Genomic DNA, 22043 nt, shown 5'->3' with positions numbered 1-22043 from the left:
CATTCCCCGGTGTTCCGGCCGCAGGCCGGGGCACCGGGGAATTCCATGTCACCAGCAGGCCCTGCGGCCATGAAGCCGAAATGCCGGACCGGGAGGATCCCGGTCCGGCATTTCGCTGGTCGCGCCTCAGAGCTCGACGTCGGGCTTCCTGATCTTCGGAGTCGTGATCTGCGGGGCCTTGATCTTCGGGGCCTTGAACTGCGACTTCGAGATCCGGGGCTTCTTGAACCGGGGCTTCTCGAATCCCTTGGGCAGTTGCGCCTTGTTGGAGCAGTCCACGGTCGGCCCGACGTTCCTGGTGCCGCCGTGCAGCAGATCGTCGTCGGGAAACACCACGCGTGGCCGGTCGATGACCGAGCAGTCCCGCATCTGCCTGAGGGCGTGGGCGCCGTGCTTGTCGTCGTGGGTGTCGCTCTTGCGCACGCAGATGGTGTCACCCAGAACGGTGTTCCTGCACTCGCTCTTGGGTTCATCGGCGTGCGCGTGCGCGGCGCCGACGCAGATCACGGCGAGACTTCCGACGAGCCCCGAGACGGTCGCGATCTTCTGCCGAGTGAACATGTGCTGCGTCCTTTGCCATGGAGGCCCGGGTGCCGACGCCGTCGACCGGCGTGCGCCCGGGCCTTGGAGAAAGTCGAACGTGGGACCCGGCGCCTCGACGTGCTGTCAGTCGCGTCCGGCGCCGACACGGCCGCAGCCCGGACGCGCACCCTGAGGTGTCTGCCGCGCGTCCGGGCTGCCTTCGCCATGGGGTATTACTCAGCACACCGTCGAACAATCCGAGTTGATCCAGGACAGGGACGTTTCGTTCGTGCGATGTGCATGTCGTGCTCCAAAGAGGCGTCGATGCGCTACGACCGCAGCGCGCTCACACGTGCGCATCGATACCTGGGTGGTCCTCTTACTGCTGCTGGCCGCCCTCGGAGGGAGCCGAGTACTGGCCGTAGCCCTCCTCCGGCGCGGCGGTGTCCTTGTGGCCGCCGTCCCCGGGCTGGGGGGTGAAGTAACCGCCCCACGTGGCCACGGCGTTGGCCGAGGAGTTGGCCACGGCGTTGATCTGCGGAGGAGTCTGCTGAGAAGCCTCGTCGTAACCGCCGGCGAAGCTGACGCCGACGCCAAGGGCGGACAGTCCGGCAACCGCTGCGGCTACGACTGCAGCGCGCTGAAACTTACGCATGGTTTGACCCTTTCTTACCCGGGCGCGAGGCCCTGGCCTGACTACTTACTGTGAGCATATACACACAATCCGTAGCTATTTGGGATCTTCTCCACACGTCGTGTCGTATTACGACGAGAAATCCACCGGAAGTTTTCGCTCGAAGGCTCAGCCCAACAGTTCGGACAACCTGTCACCCTTGTCCGGCGCCGGTGCCCGGCAGGTCACCTCGGGCCCGATGCGCATCGTCCCGTTGCCCAGGGCGGCGGGCAGCGTCAGGGGCTGCGTCGGCATGCAGTTGTCCTGGTGGGGGATGACCCCGTCCTCGGGCAGCTCGCCCTGGATCCGCTGGATACAGGTGACGTTGCCCTGGATGTCGCGCGTGCAGATGCCCGGACCGCCCGCGGCATACACCTGGGCGACACCGGCGCAGGTCACGGCGAGGCCGCCAACGAACCCCGAGACAGCCGCGATCTTCTTCCTACTGAGCATGTGGTGCGTTTCCCTTTCGAGTTCAGGCAACCGGCCCGGCGTGCAGGGAACCCTTCGGGAGCGATCCGAAGGGTTCCACGGAAGGCGTCGCACGCGCTGACGCCTTCGGATCTCAGCCAGTGAAAGCGTTGTTGAACTGGCCGCAGGTGGTGTCCAGGGTCTGGGCGAGACCGAGCACGCCGATCGGGAGGTTGCCGTCAGCCACCGTCTGCGGGCTGCACTCCTGGTAGGGGCGGTAGAGGTCGTTCACCTCCAGGCCGCCGCCGGCGTGAGCGTAGGCGGTACCGGCGGCGCCGCCGACGGCGGACAGTCCGCCGGCCGCCACTGCTGCGATCACGACCTGCTGAAGCTTGCGCATGGAACCCTCGGCTCTTCATTGCTCGTACGTCGAGGCTGATTGCCTACCGTGACTGACTGAACACTAGCAGTAGCGATACTCCGTATTCCACTTTGGCGGATATCCGTGTCCAAAAGGGGAGTTGAGCTGTCAGATCCACCAACAGGAATACGTGAAAGGCAATTTGGTATTACGAGAATGTCGGTTCCGCGGTCCGGACGCGACGGGCCGCGGGTACGGACCCGACGAGGTCCCGCAGCGCCTCGATGTACCGCCGGACGTTCTTGTACGCGACGTCGGTGTCCGGATAGCGGCAGGCGAGCCACAGCCCCTCGTGCAACCGGCTGACCCAGACACAGACCTGGTCGCCGTACGACACCCGGAGCAGTCCGTACACCTTCTGCTCGCTCCAGCGGTCCGCACCGGGGACGGCGCGGGTGTCGACGTACGAGACGATCGAGTACAGGTCGGGCGAGGTGGGCCGGAAGTCCGCGCCGAGCAGGCGCAGTACCCGGGCCAGCGGAATCCGTGCCAGTGACCGGTTGGCCTGCAGCTCGGCGCGGACGGCGGCGAGCGCGGCGTCGAAGTCCCCCGCCGCGGGCACCTCGATCGGTGCGCCGCCGACGTACCAGCCCACAGAGTCCGACCAGGCGGACTTCACCCGGGTGTGGAACGGCACGACCGTGCGGTAGACCGGCTGTCCGCCGAGCTGGTGCACGATCAGGCTGGTCGCGGCCAGGACGCCCACCATGCTGCCGCCGTAGGGCCGGCAGTACGCCTCGAACGCGGCGGCCGCGTCCGCGTCCACGAGCGGCTCGCGCAGCAGTTGCTGGGCGGGCAGTGGGCCACCGGGCCGCAGACCGAGGTCGACGGGGAAGTCCGGGAGCCTTCCGTCGCACCGGGCGATGAACTCCCGCCAGCGGGCGACGATCGCGTGGGTGTCGTCGATGCCGTCCGCGTCCGCCCGCTCCTGCTCGCAGAAGTCCACGTAACTGCTCACCTGTTGCCCGGCCGGGGACCGGCCCGCGACATCGGCGCGGTACAACTCGCCGATCTCGTCCGGGATGCGCTGCAGGGAGTAGGCGTCGACGTTGGTGTGGTCGAAGGCCAGGTACACGCTGGTGGAATCGTCGCGGACGACCGCCGCGTAGAGGAAGTTCGGCCAGCCCAGCGCGTCCGCCGCGACGTCGAACCGGTCCTGCAGATACCGGGCCAGCGTGTCCGCGTCGGCGAAGTCGCCGACCACCTCACGGCGCAGCGACACGTTCCGCCCGTCGAGCGTGAACCGGTGCATGTCGTCGCCGGCCCACCGAAAGCCGCTGCGCAGCGTCTCGTGCCGCAGCGTCCAGCCGTGCAACGCCCGCTCCAGCGCGCCGAGATCGGCTCGGCCCGGCAGATCGAACGCCGCGCCGATCCAGGTCGGCACGAACAGTCCGTCCTCGCGCACCGACCGGGCGGTCCTGATGTGCGACTCCTGGATGTACGCCGGCGGCCGCGGATCCGTCGGCAGCCCCGCCGCGGCCGCGACGGTCGCCGGGCTGAACCTCCACTCGACGAGCCGTCCTGGACGGACTTCGCAGCGCTGAATGTCAGAAATTCGCACGGGGGCGTCTCCTTCGCAGAAGACACAGACTTGATCAAGGGGGAGCCGCGCGCGAGCGGCGCGATGCCGTGTCGCCGGCTTTTCAGCGGGACGTGTGACGCCTCGAACGGCGAAGCGATCGGCCGGCGGTGATCCGGTGCGGCGGCACCGGGGTTGCCTCGCCCGGTACGTGAACCCGCCGCCGTGGAGGAGCAGTTGACCGCGTGTGGGCGTCCGGGGAGGAGCACCGGCCTCGGGCACCGGCGCCCCTCCCGTGTGACGACCGCCGCGCCGCGGCCTCACTCGTACCGGTAGATCTCGCTCATGTCCTCCAGCTGGTCCGGCGTCACGTCCCACGGCGGCATCCGCTCGTGCCGGGCCACGATCCGGCCGTGCTGGCTGTCGCGCGCGCCGGGCGGTTCGGCCGGGAGGTAGCGGTGCTCGCGGTGCCGCTGCTGCCAGCGGGTCCACTGCAGGTCGATGAAGGAGTGGTGCAGCCAGAAGACGGGGTCGTTGACGGAGGCGCCGCCGACCATCACCCCGCCCACCCAGCGGTGCACCCGGTTGTGGTTGTGCCAGGAGACGCTGCCCCGGCCGGGCGCCCACCCCTCCAGCTTGTTGCGGAACCCCCTGGTGACCGTCGAGTTCCAGGGCGCCGTGTCGTAGACCGGGTCGGCCAGCGCCGACTCCAGGTCACGGGCGGTCGGCAGGTCGAACGGGTTGCGGGCGCGGCCGAGGTCGCGGGTGAGGTACTGCCGGTCGGTCACCCCCTCGTTGATCCGCCAGTGGCCCGCCCGGTAGGCGAACGGCCCGGTCATCACCTGCCGGTCCGTGCGTCGCCCGTTGCCACCCATCAGGTCGTCGGTCCACGGCAGGGAGGTGGCCGTGCGGTCACGGGTCCAGTCCCAGTACGGCACCGTCACCGAGTCGTCCACCCGGCGCAGCGCCCGCTCCAGTTCCAGCACGAGCTTGCGGTGCCAGGGCAGGAAGGAGGGCGTCATGTGGGCGGTGCGCAGCCCGTGTTCGCCGTCGGCGGTGTTGTACCTGATGTGCGTCCGCACGAACTCGTCGTACTCACCGCGCCGTTTGACCTCCAGAAGGGCGTCCACGAACCGCCGCCGCTCGGTGCGGGTCAGCCTGCTGACGTTCTTACGCGTGTACGCCATGCCCGCCTCCTCCGTGCTCCGGTGCCCCGCCCATCGGTCCCGGTGCCAGATCCCGCAACTTTTCGTCGGGGCCCAGCTCGTCGACCGCTCCGCGGGCCGCTGCGAGCGGGGTCGAGTACGAGCGGTAGTGGTCGACCATGCTCAGCCAGCTGCCGTCGGCGCGGCGCATCAGATGCAGCGGACGGCCGTCGATCGTGACCTTCCACTGGGCGACGGCGGCCCGGCCGGCGGCGCGGACCTCGACACCGCGGATGCGGCGCCCGCGGTAGGTCTCGTCGAAGGTGCCGCCCTGCCGGCCGTCGTCCGGGGTGTGCGGGGGCCGTCCGCAGGCCGCGGCCACCGGCGCGAGCGCCGCGCCGACGGCCGAGGCGAGCAGCCTCCGGGTCATGTCCCGCCGCGTTCCGCCCCGGGGCCGCGCTCCGCCCGCGGCCGGCGTGACGCGCTGCCCGCCCCCCGGCACTCCGCCGACGCCTAGAACCATCGTTCACTCCTCGTCCGGTTCGGATGTCGAAGCCGTAACCTCCGGACGGCCCCGCCGGTCACCGACGTGCGGCCGGACCGGTGACCCGGGTAGGGGACCGGGCCCGGCCGGGGGGCCGCGCCGGGAGGGCGCCGCGACCGCCGTGGCCGGGAGTGATCAGCTGGTCCAGAAGTCCCGCGAGCGGGTCAGGATCAGCATCCCGGCAACCCCCGTGTGCAGCAGTGGCGGCACCCAGGCGAACTCGGCGAGGAACGCCCGCAGCGGAGCCGGTGCGGGCAGGAACCGGTGTCGTACGGCGAACGCGGTCACGTACCGGAACAGCAGGATCGTGGCGACCCACGTCAGACAGCACCACAGGCACAGCGCGCCGATCCGGTAGAGCGGCTCGAACCGCAGCCACGACACGAACCCGATGCCGAACAGACAGCCCGCGTCGAAGGTCTGCCGCCGTCCGCGGGGCCGGTGCCACCGCCATCAGCCGGGGAGCCCGTGCGGGCCGCGGCCCGCACCGTCGTGCCGGCCCTCGGCCCGGGCGGGGCGGGACGGGACGGCGGTGGGACGACCGCCCCGACCTGCTCCGCCGGCCGCGGCACCGGCCGGCCGGGGCGGGCGGGACGGCCCGGTGCGCGCTCACCCGACCTGAGGAGGGCGGCCGGTGCGCCACACGGTCGGGGGACGCGGGGGCGTTCTTCGGCGAAGGGATCGGGGGACGCCCCACCCCCAGGGCGTCGTGGGGCGTCCCTCGGTCAAGGCGCCGTGGGGGCGCCCCTCGACCCTGGCATCGGGGGACATCCCTCGCCCAGGGCCACCGCTGCGGTGCGGCCCTGGGTCGGCGCCTCGTCAGGAGGCCGGCACCGTCGGTACCGGTACCGGCACCCCGGGCAGCGAGGGCAGCGTCGGCAGTCCCGGCAGATTGGGAGCGGGCAGGCCGCCCGAGAGCAGCAGGGCGGCCAGATAGTTGACCAGGCCGGTCAGGACTCCGTTGACCGCCGGGACGACCTGGGTGGCGTCACCGGAGGTGATGGCCTTCAACAGGGCGTCCAGCGCCTTGGTGAGGTTGGCGAGCGCGTCGCCCGCGAGGTCGGCCCGCGTGGTGGCCCTGTGGTCCGTCGTGGTGCGGGGGGACAGCGGTCCCGGGGTCGCCGGGGTGGTGGGTGCGGCGGTCGGGGTGGCCGGCGCGGCCGGGGTCACCTTGGCGATGGCGTCCTTGGCGGCTTGCACGAGGGCGGTGGCCTGGTCGGTGGGCAGCTGCCCGTTGTCGGCCTTGAGCACCGCGGTGAGCAGGCCGGTGACCGGGGTGAGGACGATCCCGAGGTTCGCGAGGAGTGTGACCTGCGCGAGGAGCGCGTCCGCGCCGGGGACGGGCGCGTGGGACGCCGCACGGGCGCGGTCCCGGGTGGAGTCGGCCGCGACGGCGGCCGGGCCGGTGACGCCGGCCAGGAGAGCGGCGCAGAGCGTGATGCACGCGATGCGCCGGGCGGGTGGGCCACCCATGGAACTTCCTTTCGGTGGTGCGTCAGGTCCTGTGGCCACCGTGAGATCACGCCCGGCCCTCTGCAACCGATCAAGCTCGTTCCGGTGAACCGCCCGGCCATTCGGGGCAACAGCGGGGGTCTCCCGAGGCGCTCCGCGGCGGCTGAGGCCGTCCCCGGGCGACAGCGCGTTCCCGCACGCGCGGGCAGCGGGCACGGGCGGGCAGCGGGCACGGGCGGGCAATCGGGTGAATTCACCGCCAATACACGCCTCTCGGTATCTTCGGGCCTTCATATCTCGTTCACAGTTCGCAGGTCGTGGCGAGTGTGAACGTGCGGCATCACGGTCCCCTGCGACGACCCTGCGGAACCCGGCAAGCGAGAAGGCCGGATCAACGGCCGCCGCCGGCTTCCCCTTCCCGCCTGAGAGAAAGACAACGAGAGTGCGACAGACCCTGACCAAGGGATTGGTCGTGGCCGCCGCCGCGACAAGTGCCCTGACTCTGTCCGGCACATGGGCGTTCGCGGACTCCGGTCCGCAGGCGACAGGGGCAGACTCACACACCGTCCTGTCCGGTGATACGGCTCCCCAGCCGGCCGCTCCCGGTGAGTCAAGTGCCCTGAGGGCGATCGCGCGCGCCCAGGCCGCTGTGCGGCAGGCGCACCGGGAGGCGGGGGTCACGGCCCCGGCTTCCGGCAGCCCCACGACAGAGGCGAGCGACCAGAGCTACGGCGCCGACGAGCCGAGTGACGAGCCCTCCTGCGCCTGCTACGGCGAGGACACGCCCACGCCCACCCCCACCAAGGCGACCCCGCCACCCCGCGCGCACACCCCGGCGCCCAAGCCCACCCCGGTGAGGACACCGCCCGTGAAGCGGACCCCGCCGCCGCCCGCGCCCCCGGAGCTGGCCAAGACCGGCGCGGAGACCACCATCGGAACCATGGCCGTCAGCGGTGCGCTGCTGGCCGCCGGAACCGTGCTGTACCGGCGGGGCCGGGCCGCTGCCCGTCCGTAGTACACCGGGTGCCGGACGCCGCGCGCCCGGCACCCGCCGTCCCGCTGTCCGCCCGCTGCGCCACCCGGTCCGGGAGCGTGGCGGGCGGACGGCTTTCCCGGTACGCCCCGGCTCACGACCGTCTGTCGAGGGCGTCGAGCAACCCGGCCGACCGGGGTGACGCGACCTTGCGGGTGAAGAACATCCGGGAGGCCTCGATCGCCGGCAGATCGGCGAGGGTCCTCGTGCCCTTGAGCAACCGGTCCAGGTGGTGGAAGTTGGTGAAGTCGGCGGTGACGCGCCCGGCCCTCGGCCGCAGCACCGGGTCCTCCACCTCCTCGCGCCAGCCGCTGTTCCAGACCAGCGTGTGGAAGAACATCTCGTCGGGCGCGTGCGTCGTACGGAACAGGCTCTCCCAGCGGGGGTCCTCGGCCTTGCCGAGCAGGTCCGCGACGCAGTCGGCGGTCAGCGCCGTCCACTGGCTGCCCGCGACCGGCTCGACGTCACCGAACACGGAGCGCCTGCGCCGGGGGGTCAGCTCGGAGATCCCCCGGCGCAGCAGGGCGCGGGGAAGATAGGTCGGCCCCGGTCCCGTCGGCACGGCGTCGAGGTACCAGCGCTTGAGGACGCGGCCGGCGGTGATCCTCTCGTCCAGCACCGCGGCCGCCCGGCAGTGCTGCCGGAACGGCGCCGAAGCGAGGTGCGCGGCGAACTCGCCGACCGGACGGGCGGGGTAGCACTGCCCGGACAGCAGCACGATGTGCTCGCCGGGCTGCGCGAACTCCAGCGCCGTGCGGTACAGGGCGAGCGTCGCGCGGACGACGGAAAAACCTCCCCAGCGGACGGCGACGCGGTCGCGGACGTACGCGGTGCGCGGCACCCCCGCGAAGTCCTCCCCTCGCGACCGCGCGTCCACGTGGACGACCACCGGGTACGGTGCCAGTCGCTCGACCAGCCGCGCGAACAGTCCGGGCTCGGTGTGCGCGAGCACGGCAAATACCGGCATCGTTCTCTCCTCCCTCGGTCCACCGGCTTCTCCCCCACGCTCTCCCACGGTGATCGCGCGGCCGTGGGACGCGTCGTGGGCTCGCTGGCACGCGGGAGCGATGTCCCTCTAATGGCACGTCACCGAAGGCCGCACCGGCGCCACCTCGGCCGACGAGCCGTCAGCATCCTGATGATCCTCAGGTGATCGTTCCTCTCGTACCGAATGACATTGTTTTGTGAAGAATGCCTGATATAAGTAGTGGCCGACGACAGCGACTGGGGGCTTCTGAAGGAGAGCCATGGGGCGGTCCACCAACGCGGTGTCGGGGCAGGCGCCCTTCTCCACGCCGTACCGAACTGTTCACCGCCACGGCACGCGAGGTCATGGATACGGCGCCCTCTCCGTCTGTGTGGACCTCGCCGGGGCGGCGCTGCCCGTGACGGCGGCGATCACTCGGGGCCAGGGGCCCCGTACGCTGCTCCTGGCCGCTGCCGCCGTCGCGTTGTGGCCGCTGATCGGCGCGGCGAGCAAGCGGTACGCGTCCGGGGTCTGGGCCGACGCGGTCGATCTGCGGGCCGTGCTGAGGGACTGGCTCATCCTGGTCGGCGCCCTGGCCGTGCTCCGTGTGCTGTGCGGACAGAACGACGGCCACATCGAGGCCTTCACCGCGCTGCTGCCCGCGCTGGCCCTCACCGCGACCTGCCAGATGGTGATCCGCCGCCGGCTGCGGGCCGCGCGCAGGGACGCCCGGGTACTGCGTCGCGTACTGGTCGTCGGCGAGGGCCCCCTGGTGGACGCCGTGGTCGCGCAGCTCGCCCAGCGCACCGACCACGGCTATGTCATCGTCGGCGCCTGTGCGGTGGGCGAGCAACCGGTGTCCTCGGGTGTCGCCGTGTGCGTACGGCTGGCCGGCGAAGCGCCCCAGCCACCGGAGACGGACGCGGCGGGGGTGCTCGACGCCGTCGACGAACTGGCGGCCGACCTGGTCTTCGTGGCGGTGAGCCGGCACATGTCGGGCGAGCGGCTGCGCCGGCTGTCCTGGGCGCTGCACGACCGGGGCTGCCCCCTCGTGGTGCTGCCCGGCATCGTCGACGTGGCCCGCCGTCGGCTGCGGGCCACCTCGGCCGCCGGACTGACGATGCTGCACATCGCACCGCCCGCGCGCCGCGGGATCCCGGCGCTGTTCAAGGCCGTCGTGGACCGGGCGGGCGCCCTGCTGCTGCTCGTCCTGCTCTCCCCCCTGCTGCTCGCCGTGGGACTGGCGGTGCGGTGCGGCTCACCCGGTCCCGCCCTGTACCGCCAGACACGGGTGGGCCGATACCACACGCCTTTCTCCATGTGGAAGTTCCGCACGATGGTGGTGGGCGCGGACCGGCTCAAGACCGAGCTGGAACTGGAAGAGGCGAACGAGAACGACGGGCACATGTTCAAGATGCGTCGTGACCCGCGGATCACCCCCGTCGGCCGCATCCTGCGCCGCTACTCGCTCGACGAGCTGCCCCAGCTCTTCAACGTCCTGCTCGGCCACATGTCCCTGGTCGGGCCGCGCCCCCCGCTGCCCGAAGAGGTCGTCAAGTACAACCTGGTGGAACGGCGCCGGCTCACCGTCAAACCGGGCCTGACGGGGCTGTGGCAGGTGAGCGGACGAGCGGACCTCTCCTGGAACGAGACCGTCGCGCTCGATCTGCGGTACATCGACAACTGGTCCCTGGCCGGGGACGTCACCGTGATGGCCCGCACCGTGCGAGCGGTACTGGACGGCCAGGGCGCCTACTGAAAGGCACAGCGTCATGGCAGCGACATGGTCCCTGCGCGACTTCACCGGTGCCGGTTACGACAAGGGGCGGCCCCTGCTCGTGCAGGCCGCCTGGTTCGCCGTCGAGCACCTCGTCTTCGTCAAGTGGTGGTGTCCGGCCCGCTGGCGTCCGTCGCTGCTGCGGGTCTTCGGCGCCCGCGTCGGCCGGCGGGTGCTGATCCGGCACGGGGTGCGGGTGCACTGGCCGTGGAAGCTGGAGATCGGCGACGACGTGTGGCTCGGCGAGGGCGCCTGGATCATCAACCTCGAACCCGTCAGCATCGGCCACGACTGCTGTGTCTCGCAGGACGCCCTGCTGTGCACGGGCAGCCATCTGCGCCGTTCCCCCACGTTCGAGTTCGACAACGGCCCCGTCCGCCTGGAGCCGGGCAGCTGGGTCGCCGCGCGGGCGGTCGTCCTGCGCGGCGTCACCGTCGGCCGTGGCGCGGTGGTGGGCGCCGGTGCCGTGGCTCACCGGGACCTGGCGCCGGGCACCGTCCTGACGGCGGGCGGCGCAGCGGGGACGACAAGGTCGACATCCACGAAAGAGGTCAGGGCATGAGAGGCCAGGGCATGAAAGAGGTCGGCGCATGAGAGAGGTCAGCGCATGAGGGTGGTCCAGGTGGTCACGCTCGTCAGCGACGACGGCACCTTCGGCGGCCCGCCGAGCGTGGCGCTCGCCCAGCTGCAGGAGATGGCCGAACGCGGACACGACGTACGGCTGGTGTCGTTGTGGCGGGGCCGCACACCGGCTCCGGGGCACCTCGGCACCGTCCCCTTCGTCTCGCGCCGGGCGCGGACCGTGGTTCCCGGCCAGGGCTGCCTCGGCCTTCTGCACCCCTTGCTGCTGGGGGATCTGTGGCGGGCCATGGGGCGCGCCGACGCCGTTCACCTCCATGTGGGCAGGGACCTCGTGTCCCTGGCCGCGCTCGCCGTCGCCCGGCTGCGGCGCGTCGGCTTCGTCGTCCAGACCCATGGCATGGTCGAGCCCCGGACCGGTGCCGTCCCGCTCCTCTTCGACAGCGTCTTCGTCCCCTTGCTCCGGCGGGCGCGCTGCTGCCTCGTGCTCACCGAGCGGGAACGGCGGGCCCTGTCCGCGGTCCTGGGCGCCGGGCAGCCGCCGCTGGTGACGCTGCCGAACGGCGTGCGCCTGTCCGCGCACGCGCGCCCCGAGCGGTCGTCCGACGGCCAGGAAGTGATCTTCCTGGCCCGGCTGCACCCGCGCAAACGCCCCGAGGCGTTCGTGGAGATGGCCGCGCTGGTCCACAAGGAGATCCCGAAGGCACGGTTCACCCTCTACGGCACGGACGAGGGATCGCTGGGGCAGGTGAACCAGCTCGTCGCCGACCGGGGGCTGACCGACGTGGTGCGCTACGGCGGCCCGCTGGAGCACTCCGCGGCGCTGCGGGCCTACCGCGGGGCCGCCGTGTACGTCCTGCCCAGCGTGCACGAGCCGTTTCCCATGACGGTTCTGGAAGCACTGGCCGAGGGCACCCCGGTCGTGTGCACGAGCAGCTGCGGCATCGCCGGGGAACTGGCGGACAGGCAGGCCGCGATGGTGACCGACGGCAGCCCGCAGGCCCTGGCCGAGGCGGTGAGCGGACTGCTGACCGACGAGGCGCTGCACCGCCGGCTGACCGGCGCCGGCCACCGGGCGATCCGGGAGGTCTTCTCCATCCGCGCGGTGGTGGACCGGCTGGAGGGCATCTACCGCAACCGCTCCCGGCAGAGGTGAGCGCGGCGCCCCGGCGCGGGATCCGGCGCGGCCGAACGGCTTCGCCGCTCAGCGCGCCGGGGCGCCTGCCACCGCGGTGAGGATGTCCTCGAAGCGGGAGGCGGAACCCTCCAGGGCGAACTCCCGCTCGGCCAGGGCACGGCTCCGCTTGCCCAGGGACGCGGCGTGCTCCGGGTCGGACAGGACGTCCCGGACCCAGGCGGCGGCGGCCTCCAGCGAGGACTCGTCCGGCGGGAAGACCGCCGAGCCGGCCTCGTCGAGCAGCCGGGCGGCCAGGTTGTCGGCGGGCATCAGACCGAGCACCGGGCGCCCGGCACACAGGTACGACAGGGTCTTCGAGGGGACCGAGAACCTCCCGGCGTCCCCTTCCAGCAGGACGACGAGCACGTCGCCGGTGCCCAGTACCTCGGGCAGCCGCCGGTAGGGCTGGAAGGGCAGCAGCGTCAGCTCGACCGCGCGGGCGGCGGCGGCCTCCCTGAGCACGGGCACGGCCGGGCCTTCGTTGACGACCACGAGCCGCACCCGCTCGCCCCGCTCGCGCAGGCGTTCCGCCAGCCGCACCAACAGGACGGGGTTGTGCTTCAGGCCCAGTGTGCCGGCGTAGAGCAGCGTCTTCACACCGGTCAGCCGCTGCTCGTCCGACCAGGCGTTGGCCCGGGCCACGGGCACGATCTCGTCCAGCGGCGCCCAGTTGGGGATCACGGTGACCTTGTCGGCGGTGCCCCACTGCCGGTGCACCTGCACGAAGGAGTCGGCGATCACCACGATGGCGGCGGCCTGCCGGGCCGCCCACTTCTCGCCGGCACCGAACACCTTCGCCGCGATACCCATGGCGCCCGCGACATCGGCGGCGGCGAAGCTCCTGAGCGCGACGGCGGTGACGTCCTGGTGCCACAGCACCCAGGGGACGCGCCGCCGCTTCAGGACCGCCGCGGTCACCGCGAGCACCGGAATCGGCAGGTTGGCCAGCAGCGCCACCTCGGGCCTGGCCCGTGCGACCTGCCGGGCCAGCTCGACGCCCAGCCGGGTCTCCTGGAAGAGCCGGTGCACATAGGCCTGCTTCCGCAGCACCGTGCGCTCGCCGATGGTGGCGAAGCGCAGCCCGGCGACGTCGGCGCCCAGGTCGCCCTTGCCGCTGAGATAGGCCGCGCAGGTCGAGTGGACCACCGCGTGCCCGCGGCGTGCCAGTTCCCGGCTGAGCTGGGCCTGGAAGGGGTGACCGCTGTAGTCGTGAACGAAGATCCTCATCGGCTTGTCGCGTCCTCGCACCGGGGCTCAGCCGTGGGCACGCTTCACCTGGTCGTAGACCCAGGCGTAGGTCCTCTCCAGGCCGTTGGCCAAGGAGATCGAGGGCTCCCAGCCGTGGATCTCGCGGATCAGGGTGTTGTCGGAGTTGCGGCCGCGCACCCCCTGCGGGGCGTCGAGCCGGTAGCTGCGTTCGCAGCGGATGCCCGCGATCTGCTCGACGATGTCGACGAGCTGGTTGATGGTCACGAGTTCCGAGGAGCCGAGGTTGACCGGTACGCCGCTGTCCCCGCGCATGATCATCCGGGTGCCGTGCAGACAGTCGTCGATGTACATGAAGGAGCGGGTCTGCCGGCCGTCGCCCCAGATCTCGATCCGGTGGTCACCGCAGAGCACCGCCTCGGCCACCTTGCGGCACACCGCCGCCGGGGCCTTCTCCCGGCCGCCGGCCCATGTGCCGTGCGGGCCGTAGACGTTGTGGTAGCGGGCGACACGGGTGGTGAAGCCGTAGTCCTCCGCGTAGTGCCGGCACATGCGCTCCGAGAAGAGCTTCTCCCAGCCGTAACCGTCCTCCGGCTGCGCCGGATAGGCGTCCTCCTCCCGCAGCGCCGTGACGTCGGGGTCCGTCTGCTTGCCGGCGGCGTAGACGCAGGCGGAGGAGGAGTAGAAGTAGCGCTCCACACCGGCCTCGTGCGCGGCCTGCAGCATATGGGTACTGGTGAGCACCGACATCATGCACGCGGCCTTGTTGTTCTCGATGAAGCCCATGCCGCCCATGTCCGCGGCCAGCATGTACACGTGCCGGGCCCCCTGGACGCCGCTGCGGGCGCCGTCCAGCAGCGAGAGGTCCGCGATCACGTTCTCCGCGCCCTCGTGGACCTGGTACCAGGCGCGCAGGGGCTTGATGTCGATGGAGCGGACGGTCAGCCCCTGGTCCAGAAGGGCGCCCACGAGGTGCCCGCCGATGAAGCCCCCGCCCCCGGCAACGACGGCGTCGACCTGCTTGTTCATGGACAACTCCTCGGGTGAAGGGGAGACCTGGGGGAGGGCCGGCCGGACCGGCAGGAACGTTCGCCGCCCAGAGTATTCACCTTCGCCCTATTTGCCCCGCATTGGCACGCCCCCGGTTCCCACCCGCCCCCTGCCGCCAACAGGAGTGGATCACGCCCGATTTATGCGTGGCTGAGGTGGTTTAAGGGCATTGCGACGCTATATATCGGCCAGTGAGGTTTCCGCAGCAGCACTCGCCGACCACAGAAGTCCCGGTGCGGGGCGCGGGCGTCCGCAGTGCGCCCGCGGTCTGCGTCTGGGCCGTCGTACTGACCGTCCTGCTGCCGGTGCTGGTCCTGCGGCCGCACCAGGGGCCCGTGCCGATGGCGCTCGTGCTGCAGGCTGCCGTCGTGGCACACACCGGTGCCGCCCTCACCCGCGTGCTCACCGCACCCCAGGTCCGGCTCGTCGGCCTCGGCTTCTGGATGTTCTCCTACATCTGGTTCGGGCTGGCCCCCCTGTCGATGCTCTCCTCGGACAGCTACCCCTGGCCCTACCGGGCCGGCGCCGAAACCTCTCTGCGGGCCGTGGCGACGGTCGAGCTGGGGCTGCTCGCCTACAGCGCCGGAACCGCCCTCGCCGCCCGGCGCGCACACCTGCACGCCGCCCGTCCCGGCCTGCCGGAACGGCTGCTCGCCCGGCGCCTCGCACCCTGGCGCGTCCTGCTGCTGTGCGGATGCGCACTGTCCCTGGCGGTGGTCCTGCTGCACGGTCAACCCGGCGGCGTCGGCGCCTACTTCACCAGTCGTCAGGCCATCAACGAGACCGGCGCCCTGGACGAGGCACCGGACTCCTTCCTGCAGCCGCTGCGCAGCTGGTCCCTGTCCGTGCCCGCGTTCTGGGGCCTGCTGGCCCTGCTGCGCGTGCCGCGCCTGCCCGACGGCGACCGCCTGCTGCGCGGGGCCCGCCTGCTGCTGCTCCCCCTGCTCGCCGCGGTGAACATCATCGTCAACAACCCGATCAGCAAGCCCCGGTTCTGGGCCGGCACGGTGCTGCTGACGCTGCTGTTCAACGTGCCCCGGCTGAGCCGGCCCCGGGCCGCCCGCGCGGTCGCCGGCGCCGTCCTCGCCACGGTGCTCGTCGTCTTCCCCTACAGCGACTACTTCCGCTACGACGACCGGCACGCCCTCTCCGTCGTCTCACTGTCCGAGCAGTTCACCACCAAGGGCGACTACGACGCCTTCCAGCAGGTGCAGACCGGTCTCGACTACGCGCGGGAGAAGGGGATCTCCCCCGGACAGGCACTCGGACCCCTCTTCTTCATGGTGCCGCGCTCGGTATGGCCGGACAAACCCGAGGACACCGGGATCGCACTGGCGCAGTACGCGGGTTACCGCTTCCTCAACCTGTCCGCGCCCCTGTGGATCGAGAGTTACCTGTGGGCCGGACCGCCCGCCGTGGCCCTCGTGTTCCTGCTGCTGGGCGCGGTGGGACGCCGTATGGACGAGGCGCGCGACCGCCTGCTCGGCCGGCCCGGCGCACTGGCGGTCCTGGTGGTCCCCGCCTTCGCCTTCTACCAGTTGATGTTCCTGCGCGGCAGCCTGCTCGGCATCACCGGTCCGATGCTGCTGCTGCTGACCGTTCCGCTGCTCATCTCCACACCGGCCCGCCGGGCCCCCGAACTCGCCTCACCGGCGCTGCCGTCCGCCCCCACCCCGCACGCCTCACTTCCGCACGCAGGAGGACATCTGTGACCGGCCCGCTCCCCTTCGACGACCGTTTCGACGAACCGGAACAGCTCCGCGAGCAACTGCGCCTGCTCCTTCGCCACCGCGTCGCCATGGCGCTGGGAGTCGTCCTGGGCCTGCTCGGCGGGCTGGCGGTGGCGTGGTACGGCACCGGCACCTACAGCTCCGCCAGTGACGTGCTGGTCCGCGCCGGGGCCGACCCCTTCGGCTCGGTCAACGTGCCCGCCGACAACCAGATCAGCATGAGCACGGAGCAGCAGATCGCCGCCAGCGCGGCCGTGGCCGTCCGTGCGGCGCACACCCTGGGGCAGCCCGACAGCCGTGCCGCCACGCTGCAAAGCCGTCTCCGCGTCACCAACCCGGGCAAGTCCCAGGTGCTGCGCTTCGAGTTCACCGCCCGCGATCCGGGACGCGCGGCACGCGGCGCCAACGCCTTCGCCGAGGCCTATCTCGCCGACCGCAAGAGCCGTGACGAAAGCGCGGTGCAGCGTGCCGTCGGCGGCATGAAACAGCAGATCGCCGCGCTGACCCGGCAGGTGAAGAAGGACTCCGAGAAGGACTCCGAAGACGACAGCGGCACCTCCGCCGCGAAGAGCGAGATCAGCAGCCTGCGCAAGCGCGTGTCCGAGATCAGCTCCCGGGACACCGACGGCGGCGACATCGTCCGCCGGGCCACCGCACCCACCAGGCCCTCGGGCCCGGGGCCGCGGACCCTGATCGTCCTCGGCCTGGCCTGCGGTGCCGTCCTGGGCGTCCTGCTGGCCTGGCTGTGCTCGGCACTCGACCGCCGGGCCCGGTCGGCCCGCGAGGTGCAGGCCGCCCTGCGGGCACCCGTGCTGGGCGTCCTGCCCCGTGGCCGCCGCACGGGCGACGCCCCGCTGACGGTCGGCCGCACGGCCGGCGCCCGCTCCCAGGCCTACCGCTCCCTGGCCTACCGCCTGGCGCACGCCTGGCTGTCCGGGGGTACCGGCTGCCTGCTCGTGGTGGCCCCCCGGCGCCACGACGCCGCCGGCACCGTCGCCGCGAACCTGGCCGCGGCCTTCGCGGAGTGCGGCCGGCAGGCCGTGCTCGTCGACGCCGACCCCGACGCGCCCGCCCTCGCGGGCCGGCTGCCGCTGGTGCCGGAGGCGGAGCGCGCCGGGCAGGAGACGCCCCTGCCCGAGGGGGGCGTCCTCGTCGACGCGGGCTCCGCGGGCCGGTTCGCCCTCTGCTCCAGCGACAGGACCGGCGCCCCCCTCCAGGCCGACGTGTCCCGGGCGACGGAGCAGGTGGCGTCCGGCACCGGCTCGCCCGTCACGGTCGTCGCGACCCGGCCCCTGCTGGAGCACCCGAACGCGCTGGCGCTCGCCGAGCACGTCGGCGGTGTCCTGGTCGTCACCGGACGGGACACCCGGCGGGAGGACCTCAGGCAGGTGAGCGACCTCATCGGCTGTTCGGGCGGGCTCCTGCTGGGCGCCGTGGTGGACACCGGGCCGGTGCGGCGGGGCCGGTACGCCGCCGTGCTCCGCCGGCTGCGGCGCCGGTCCCGGACCGAGAGCGTCCTGCCGGCCGCGCAGCGTGCGGGACAGCACGACACGCTGACGGTCTCCCGGCGATGACGGCCCCCGGGGCGGCCCCGTACGCCACTGCCGGGACCGGCGCCCGCGGCACGGTCGCCGCCGCCGCACGGGGCGGGGTGTGGGGCGCGGTGGGTTCCGGTACGAACGCCGTGTTCGCCTTCCTCCTGGTCGGCCTGATCACCCGGGCCCTCGGAGCGCACGGGGCCGGCGCGATCTTCACCGGCGTCGCCCTGTTCACCATCGCCAGCAACGTCTGCAAGCTCGGCGCCGACACCGGGCTCGTCCGCTTCATCCCCGGTGATCTCGCCCTCAACGGCGGCCGCTCGGTGGGCTCGCTGCTGCGCATGGCGGTACTGCCGGCCCTGGCGGCCTCCTCCGCGGCAGCCCTGGTGCTGCTGTGGTGCCCCGCGGTGGCGACCACGCTCCTGCCGCACCTGCCGCCCGCCGACGCGCTCGTCCTGATCCGGTTTTTCGGCCTGGTCCTGCCGGCTGCCACCGTCAGCCTGATCCTGCTCGGCGCCACCCAGGGGTACAGCACCGTGGTGCCGTTCGTCTCCGTGGAGCAGATCGGCAAGCCGGTCCTGCGGGTGCTGATCGCGGTGCCCGTGGCGTGCTGGGCGCCCGGGATGCTGTCCCTGGCGGCGGCATGGCTGCTGCCGGCGCTGGCCGGTCTCGCCGCCGCGTGGCGGGGCCTGGGACGCTGCCGGGCCGCCCACCCCGGCTCCGCCCGCGCGGGCGGGGCGTCGGTCTCCTGGCGGGACTTCTGGGTCTTCTCCGCGCCCCGCGCGATCTCCTCCGTCTTCGACATCAGCGCGGTCTGGGTCGGGGTCATCCTGCTGTCGGCGCTGGCCACGGACACCGAGGCGGGCATCTACACCGCCATCGGCCGCGTCGTCACCGCGGGCACCCTCCTCCAACTCGCCGTCCGGCTGGCCGTCGCACCCCAGCTCAGCCGGCTCCTCGCGGTCGGCGAGGCCGCCGAGGCACACCATCTGCACCGCACCTCGACCTGCTGGATCGTCCTGTTCTCCTGGCCGCTGTTCGTTCTGATCGCCGGCTTTCCCCGCACCGTTCTCGCCCTGTTCGGGCCGGAGTTCACCCAGGGTGCGCCCGCGCTGGTGATCCTGTGTGCCGCCGCCGTCGTCAATGTCGCGGTCGGCAACGCGCAGACCGTGCTGCTCATGGCCGGCAGGAGTTCGTGGCACCTGGCCTGCACCGCCGCGGCGTTCGCGGTGCAGCTCACCGTGGGCCTCCTCGCCGTGCCCCGGTGGGGCATCCTCGGCGCGGCCGTCTCCTGGGGTACGGCCATCGTCGTGGAGAACCTCTCGGCCGCTCTGCTGGTGCGGCTGCGCCTCGGATTCACCACCGTGGCCGCCGGTTACCTGCGCGCCCTCGGCATCGCGACGGCCGTCTCGGTGGTGCCGGCAGGCGTGCACACCCTGTTGGGTGACACCCCGTCAGGACTCGCACTCAGCCTGACTGTCGGAATGTCGGTATTTGGTACTTTTGTGTGGCGATACCGTACGCCTCTGGGAGTAAGCGAGCTGGTCCAGGTGCTGCGCCGTCGCACCGTGTGAGGCATTGCCCTCAACCTGCCCGCCCCCTCTCCTTCGAGGTGTCCCCCTTGCGCCACAGCAAGCTCCGTAAGAAGGCGGTCACGGGTCCGGCTGCCGCCGTCCTCATGTGCGCAGGCGCCCTGCTCTGCTCCCCCGCCGCCGCCGTCACGCGGCACGATCCGGCCACGCTCACCGCCGATCCGCTGGCCACCTGGCAGACGGACGGCGTCGTCTGGTCGCTGGCCCAGGCCCGCGGTGTCGTCTACGCCGCGGGCTCCTTCCAGTCGGTCCGCCCGCCCGGTGCCGCCGCCGGCACCGGGCAGGTTCCCCGGCACAACTTCGCCGCGTTCGACGCCGCGACCGGCGCCCTGCTGCCCTGCGCGCCGTCCTTCACCGACGGCGCCGGCCCGTACAGCGCCGGCACGGTACGGGCCATGAAGCCCTCCCCCGACGGACGGGTGCTGTACGTGGGCGGCTCCTTCGGCCACGTCGGGTCCACGGGGGTGGCCAACGCCGTGGCCCTCGACACCGCCGACTGCACCCTGCGCAAGGACTTCCGGCCCGTGGTGTCCGCGACCGTCCGGGCCATCGAGACGACCGGCCGACAGGTGTATCTGGGCGGCGACTTCGACAAGATCTACGGCCGGAGCCGACCCCACGTCGCCGCCCTGACCTCCACGGGCTCCCTCCTGCCCTTCAAGGCGGACGTCGACCGGCCCGTGCGTGCCCTGTCGGCCGCGCCCGTGCAGCGCGTCCTGCTGACCGGAGGGGACTTCGAGCGCGTCAACGGCAGGCGGGCCCACTCCTTCGCCGCACTGGACCTCACCACCGGGGCGACGGTCCGCACCTTTCCGGGCTGGCTGCCGCCCGGGTCGACGGTCAAGGCGATCGCACGGGACGGCTCCCGCTTCTACGTCGGCGCCGAAGGGGAAGGGGTCGGCGTCTTCGACGGACGGATCGCGGGCCGGCTCCGCGACGGCGCCCTGCTGTGGAAGGACACCTGCCTCGGCGCCACCCAGGCTGTACTGCCCCACGACGGCATCCTCTACAGCGCCTCCCACGCGCACGACTGCTCCCGGACCCCCGGCGGGTTTCCCGAGCGGGGCGTCCGGCACACCCTCCTCGCCCAGTCGGTCACCGACCGCAGGATCCTGCACTGGTTCCCCGACACCGACGGCGGCCTCGGGGAAGGGGTGGGTCCGCGCACCCTGACCATGGCGGGCGGTGTCCTGTGGGTCGGGGGCGAGTTCACCCAGGTCAACGACCGGCCCCAGCAGGGGCTCACCCGCTTCGCCGCCACCGCCCCCCCGAGCGCGCCCCAGAGCCCGGCCCTCGGGGTCCTGGCCGCGCACCCGGGGAAGGTCACCATCGGCTGGCACGCCGTGTGGGACCGCAGCACCGCCGTCCTGACGTACCGGCTCTACCGGGACGGAAAGCTCGTCTCCCGGCAGGCCAGGGCGTCCGCGGCCTGGGACCTTCCGGCCATGAGCTACACCGACTCGGTGGCCGCCGGCTCCCGCCACCAGTACGCGATCGAGGTGACGAACGGCAGCCGCACCTCGCCCCGGTCCGCGATGATCGTGACGGTGCCCGCGCGCGGTGGCCGGACGAGCGGAGCGTGAGCGGTGACAGCGACACTCACCGGGTACGCGCCCGGCGTCTGGGACCTGTTCCACATCGGGCACCTCAGCATCCTGCGCGAGGCGCGCCGGCACTGTGACCGGCTCGTGGCAGGGGTGGCGTCCGACGAACTGACCAGGCGCCTCAAAGGAAGGCCTCCGGTCATCCCGCTGGCCGAGCGCCTGGAGATCGTCCGCGGCGTGCGGCACGTCGACGATGTCGTCGTGGAGACGCACGGGGACAAACTGCAGATCTGGAAGCAGGTCGGCTTCCATGTCGTGTTCAAGGGGGACGACTGGAAGGGCACACCCAAATGGGAGATCCTCGAACGCCGTTTCGCGAAGGTCGGTGTCGAAGTCGTCTACTTCCCCTACACCGTCCACACGTCCAGCACGCTACTGCGCAGGGCGCTGGAGCTGATGGAGCTCGCGGAACCACTTCACCAAGAAGGCCACCATGAACAGGACATGGGCCAGCAGGAGCACGCAGTACAGGACAAGGAAGAGGTCCCGACTGCCCAGAAATAGGAAGCAGACGCAGGTCGTGCCGTAGTCGACCGGCAGGAGCAGGACGGACCCCCACGCCGAGGCGGGGCCACCCCTTACCGCCGCCACCCGCCCCTTGAGCTGCTGCGTGAGAATGCCGGCGAAGAAGATCACCACCGAGGCGAGCTGGAACACCATCGGGGCCAGCAGGAGCAGCGGACTGCGCAGGTCGAAGAAACGGTAGAACGCCACCAGCACCACCAGGTGCAGCAGGACGATCCTGACGCAGTCCAGCACATGGTCCAGCCATTCGCCCGACAGGCTCGCGGAACGCTGGCTCCGCGCGAGCTGACCGTCCGCCGCGTCCAGGGCGAATCCCAGGGCAAGGGCCACGCCGACACAGACCGACATCACGGGCTCGGGCCGCAGCAGAGCCACCGCCGCCAGGGCCGGAAAAGTGAACAAGGCGCCGAGTAGCGTCAGCTGATTGGGCGTCGCACCGATCCGGCAGGCCAGCGCCGCCATCACCCGGCCGGCCGGGCGATTGACGAACCGGCTGTAGACCGACACGCCCTTCGCCGGCTTCTGTGCCGTCGACAGTTGCCTCAGCATTTCCGCGAACTCGGCCATAACCCTCCTTG

The 22043-nt window shown here is 71.9% G+C and carries 20 protein-coding genes and 2 pseudogenes; 9 read left to right on the top strand and 13 right to left on the bottom strand.

What is annotated here, in order from left to right:
- Window positions 1-126: 126 nt before the first annotated feature.
- From IO33_RS51640 to IO33_RS45730, 9 genes and pseudogenes are all read right to left on the bottom strand, one after another.
- A complete protein-coding gene (locus IO33_RS51640) occupies window positions 127-561 on the bottom strand; it encodes a hypothetical protein (protein ID WP_063765728.1) in 435 nt (144 codons plus the stop codon).
- A 340-nt stretch (window positions 562-901) separates the two neighbouring features.
- Complete coding sequence (locus tag IO33_RS50245) at window positions 902-1177, bottom strand: hypothetical protein (RefSeq protein ID WP_157857785.1); 276 nt, start codon at window positions 1175-1177, stop codon at window positions 902-904.
- Between the two features lie 147 nt (window positions 1178-1324).
- A complete protein-coding gene (locus IO33_RS0103325) occupies window positions 1325-1648 on the bottom strand; it encodes a hypothetical protein (protein ID WP_031159935.1) in 324 nt (107 codons plus the stop codon).
- Window positions 1649-1760: 112 nt separating this feature from the next.
- Window positions 1761-2006 (bottom strand): hypothetical protein, encoded by a 246-nt coding sequence (locus tag IO33_RS0103320; RefSeq protein WP_031159933.1) that lies wholly within the window; start codon window positions 2004-2006, stop codon window positions 1761-1763.
- A 169-nt stretch (window positions 2007-2175) separates the two neighbouring features.
- The gene (locus IO33_RS0103315) at window positions 2176-3588 is read right to left on the bottom strand and encodes a condensation domain-containing protein (protein WP_031159931.1); all 1413 of its coding nucleotides are present in this window, start codon (window positions 3586-3588) and stop codon (window positions 2176-2178) included.
- 278 nt (window positions 3589-3866) lie between these two features.
- Window positions 3867-4733, bottom strand: a complete 867-nt coding sequence (locus IO33_RS0103310) for a tyrosinase family protein (RefSeq protein WP_031159928.1) — start codon at window positions 4731-4733, stop codon at window positions 3867-3869.
- Window positions 4717-5214, bottom strand: coding sequence for a tyrosinase cofactor (locus tag IO33_RS0103305; protein ID WP_031159925.1), 498 nt, complete (start codon window positions 5212-5214; stop codon window positions 4717-4719). The genes IO33_RS0103310 and IO33_RS0103305 overlap by 17 nt, the downstream gene beginning before the upstream one ends.
- Window positions 5215-5370: 156 nt before the next feature.
- Window positions 5371-5655 (bottom strand): annotated as a pseudogene (locus tag IO33_RS0103300) (vitamin K epoxide reductase family protein); the annotation flags it as partial.
- 399 nt (window positions 5656-6054) lie between these two features.
- The gene (locus tag IO33_RS45730; RefSeq protein ID WP_051926372.1) at window positions 6055-6708 is read right to left on the bottom strand and encodes a hypothetical protein; all 654 of its coding nucleotides are present in this window, start codon (window positions 6706-6708) and stop codon (window positions 6055-6057) included.
- Window positions 6709-7336: 628 nt separating this feature from the next.
- On the opposite strand from IO33_RS45730, the gene IO33_RS52090 reads away from it, so the two are divergent.
- Window positions 7337-7702, top strand: coding sequence for an LPXTG cell wall anchor domain-containing protein (locus tag IO33_RS52090; RefSeq protein ID WP_051926371.1), 366 nt, complete (start codon window positions 7337-7339; stop codon window positions 7700-7702).
- A 112-nt stretch (window positions 7703-7814) separates the two neighbouring features.
- Here IO33_RS52090 and IO33_RS0103285 read toward each other — a convergent pair whose 3' ends face one another.
- Complete coding sequence (locus IO33_RS0103285) at window positions 7815-8687, bottom strand: beta-1,6-N-acetylglucosaminyltransferase (RefSeq protein ID WP_078963255.1); 873 nt, start codon at window positions 8685-8687, stop codon at window positions 7815-7817.
- Between the two features lie 280 nt (window positions 8688-8967).
- Here IO33_RS0103285 and IO33_RS0103280 point away from each other — a divergent pair, with 280 nt between their 5' ends.
- The 3 genes from IO33_RS0103280 to IO33_RS0103270 are packed head-to-tail and all read left to right on the top strand — an operon-like array spanning window position 8968 to window position 12199.
- The gene (locus tag IO33_RS0103280) at window positions 8968-10446 is read left to right on the top strand and encodes a sugar transferase (RefSeq protein ID WP_209438795.1); all 1479 of its coding nucleotides are present in this window, start codon (window positions 8968-8970) and stop codon (window positions 10444-10446) included.
- A gap of 13 nt (window positions 10447-10459) precedes the next feature.
- On the top strand, window positions 10460-11026 hold the full coding sequence (locus IO33_RS0103275; RefSeq protein WP_031159910.1) for a DapH/DapD/GlmU-related protein: 567 nt from the start codon (window positions 10460-10462) through the stop codon (window positions 11024-11026).
- Between the two features lie 45 nt (window positions 11027-11071).
- Window positions 11072-12199 carry a glycosyltransferase gene (locus tag IO33_RS0103270; RefSeq protein ID WP_031159908.1) on the top strand — a complete coding sequence of 376 codons (1128 nt, stop codon included), beginning with the start codon at window positions 11072-11074 and terminating at the stop codon, window positions 12197-12199.
- Between the two features lie 48 nt (window positions 12200-12247).
- Here IO33_RS0103270 and IO33_RS0103265 read toward each other — a convergent pair whose 3' ends face one another.
- Complete coding sequence (locus IO33_RS0103265; RefSeq protein ID WP_031159906.1) at window positions 12248-13447, bottom strand: glycosyltransferase family 4 protein; 1200 nt, start codon at window positions 13445-13447, stop codon at window positions 12248-12250.
- Window positions 13448-13474: 27 nt separating this feature from the next.
- Window positions 13475-14455: an NAD-dependent epimerase/dehydratase family protein gene (locus IO33_RS0103260; protein WP_031159904.1), complete on the bottom strand. Its 981-nt coding sequence runs from the start codon at window positions 14453-14455 to the stop codon at window positions 13475-13477.
- Between the two features lie 212 nt (window positions 14456-14667).
- On the opposite strand from IO33_RS0103260, the gene IO33_RS0103255 reads away from it, so the two are divergent.
- The 5 genes from IO33_RS0103255 to IO33_RS46865 are packed head-to-tail and all read left to right on the top strand — an operon-like array spanning window position 14668 to window position 21444.
- Window positions 14668-16188, top strand: a complete 1521-nt coding sequence (locus tag IO33_RS0103255; protein WP_245235667.1) for a hypothetical protein — start codon at window positions 14668-14670, stop codon at window positions 16186-16188.
- Window positions 16185-17780 carry a hypothetical protein gene (locus tag IO33_RS53455; protein ID WP_031159900.1) on the top strand — a complete coding sequence of 532 codons (1596 nt, stop codon included), beginning with the start codon at window positions 16185-16187 and terminating at the stop codon, window positions 17778-17780. The genes IO33_RS0103255 and IO33_RS53455 overlap by 4 nt, the downstream gene beginning before the upstream one ends.
- Window positions 17777-19318 (top strand): lipopolysaccharide biosynthesis protein, encoded by a 1542-nt coding sequence (locus IO33_RS0103245; RefSeq protein ID WP_031159898.1) that lies wholly within the window; start codon window positions 17777-17779, stop codon window positions 19316-19318. Before IO33_RS53455 ends, IO33_RS0103245 begins: the two co-directional genes overlap by 4 nt.
- Before the next feature lie 47 nt (window positions 19319-19365).
- Window positions 19366-20919 carry a hypothetical protein gene (locus IO33_RS0103240; RefSeq protein ID WP_031159896.1) on the top strand — a complete coding sequence of 518 codons (1554 nt, stop codon included), beginning with the start codon at window positions 19366-19368 and terminating at the stop codon, window positions 20917-20919.
- Window positions 20920-20922: 3 nt separating this feature from the next.
- Complete coding sequence (locus IO33_RS46865) at window positions 20923-21444, top strand: FAD synthase family protein (protein WP_078963254.1); 522 nt, start codon at window positions 20923-20925, stop codon at window positions 21442-21444.
- Here the strand turns inward: IO33_RS46865 and IO33_RS0103235 are convergent.
- Window positions 21331-22032: pseudogene (locus IO33_RS0103235) on the bottom strand (CDP-alcohol phosphatidyltransferase family protein); the annotation flags it as partial. The gene IO33_RS46865 and the pseudogene IO33_RS0103235 overlap by 114 nt on opposite strands.
- Between the last annotated feature and the right edge of the window lie 11 nt (window positions 22033-22043).

Origin of the sequence: Streptomyces durhamensis, assembly GCF_000725475.1 — a bacterium.
GTDB lineage: Bacteria > Actinomycetota > Actinomycetes > Streptomycetales > Streptomycetaceae > Streptomyces > Streptomyces filipinensis.
Note: the sequence above shows the minus strand (reverse complement) of the source record. Positions and strands in the feature narration are given on the sequence as shown.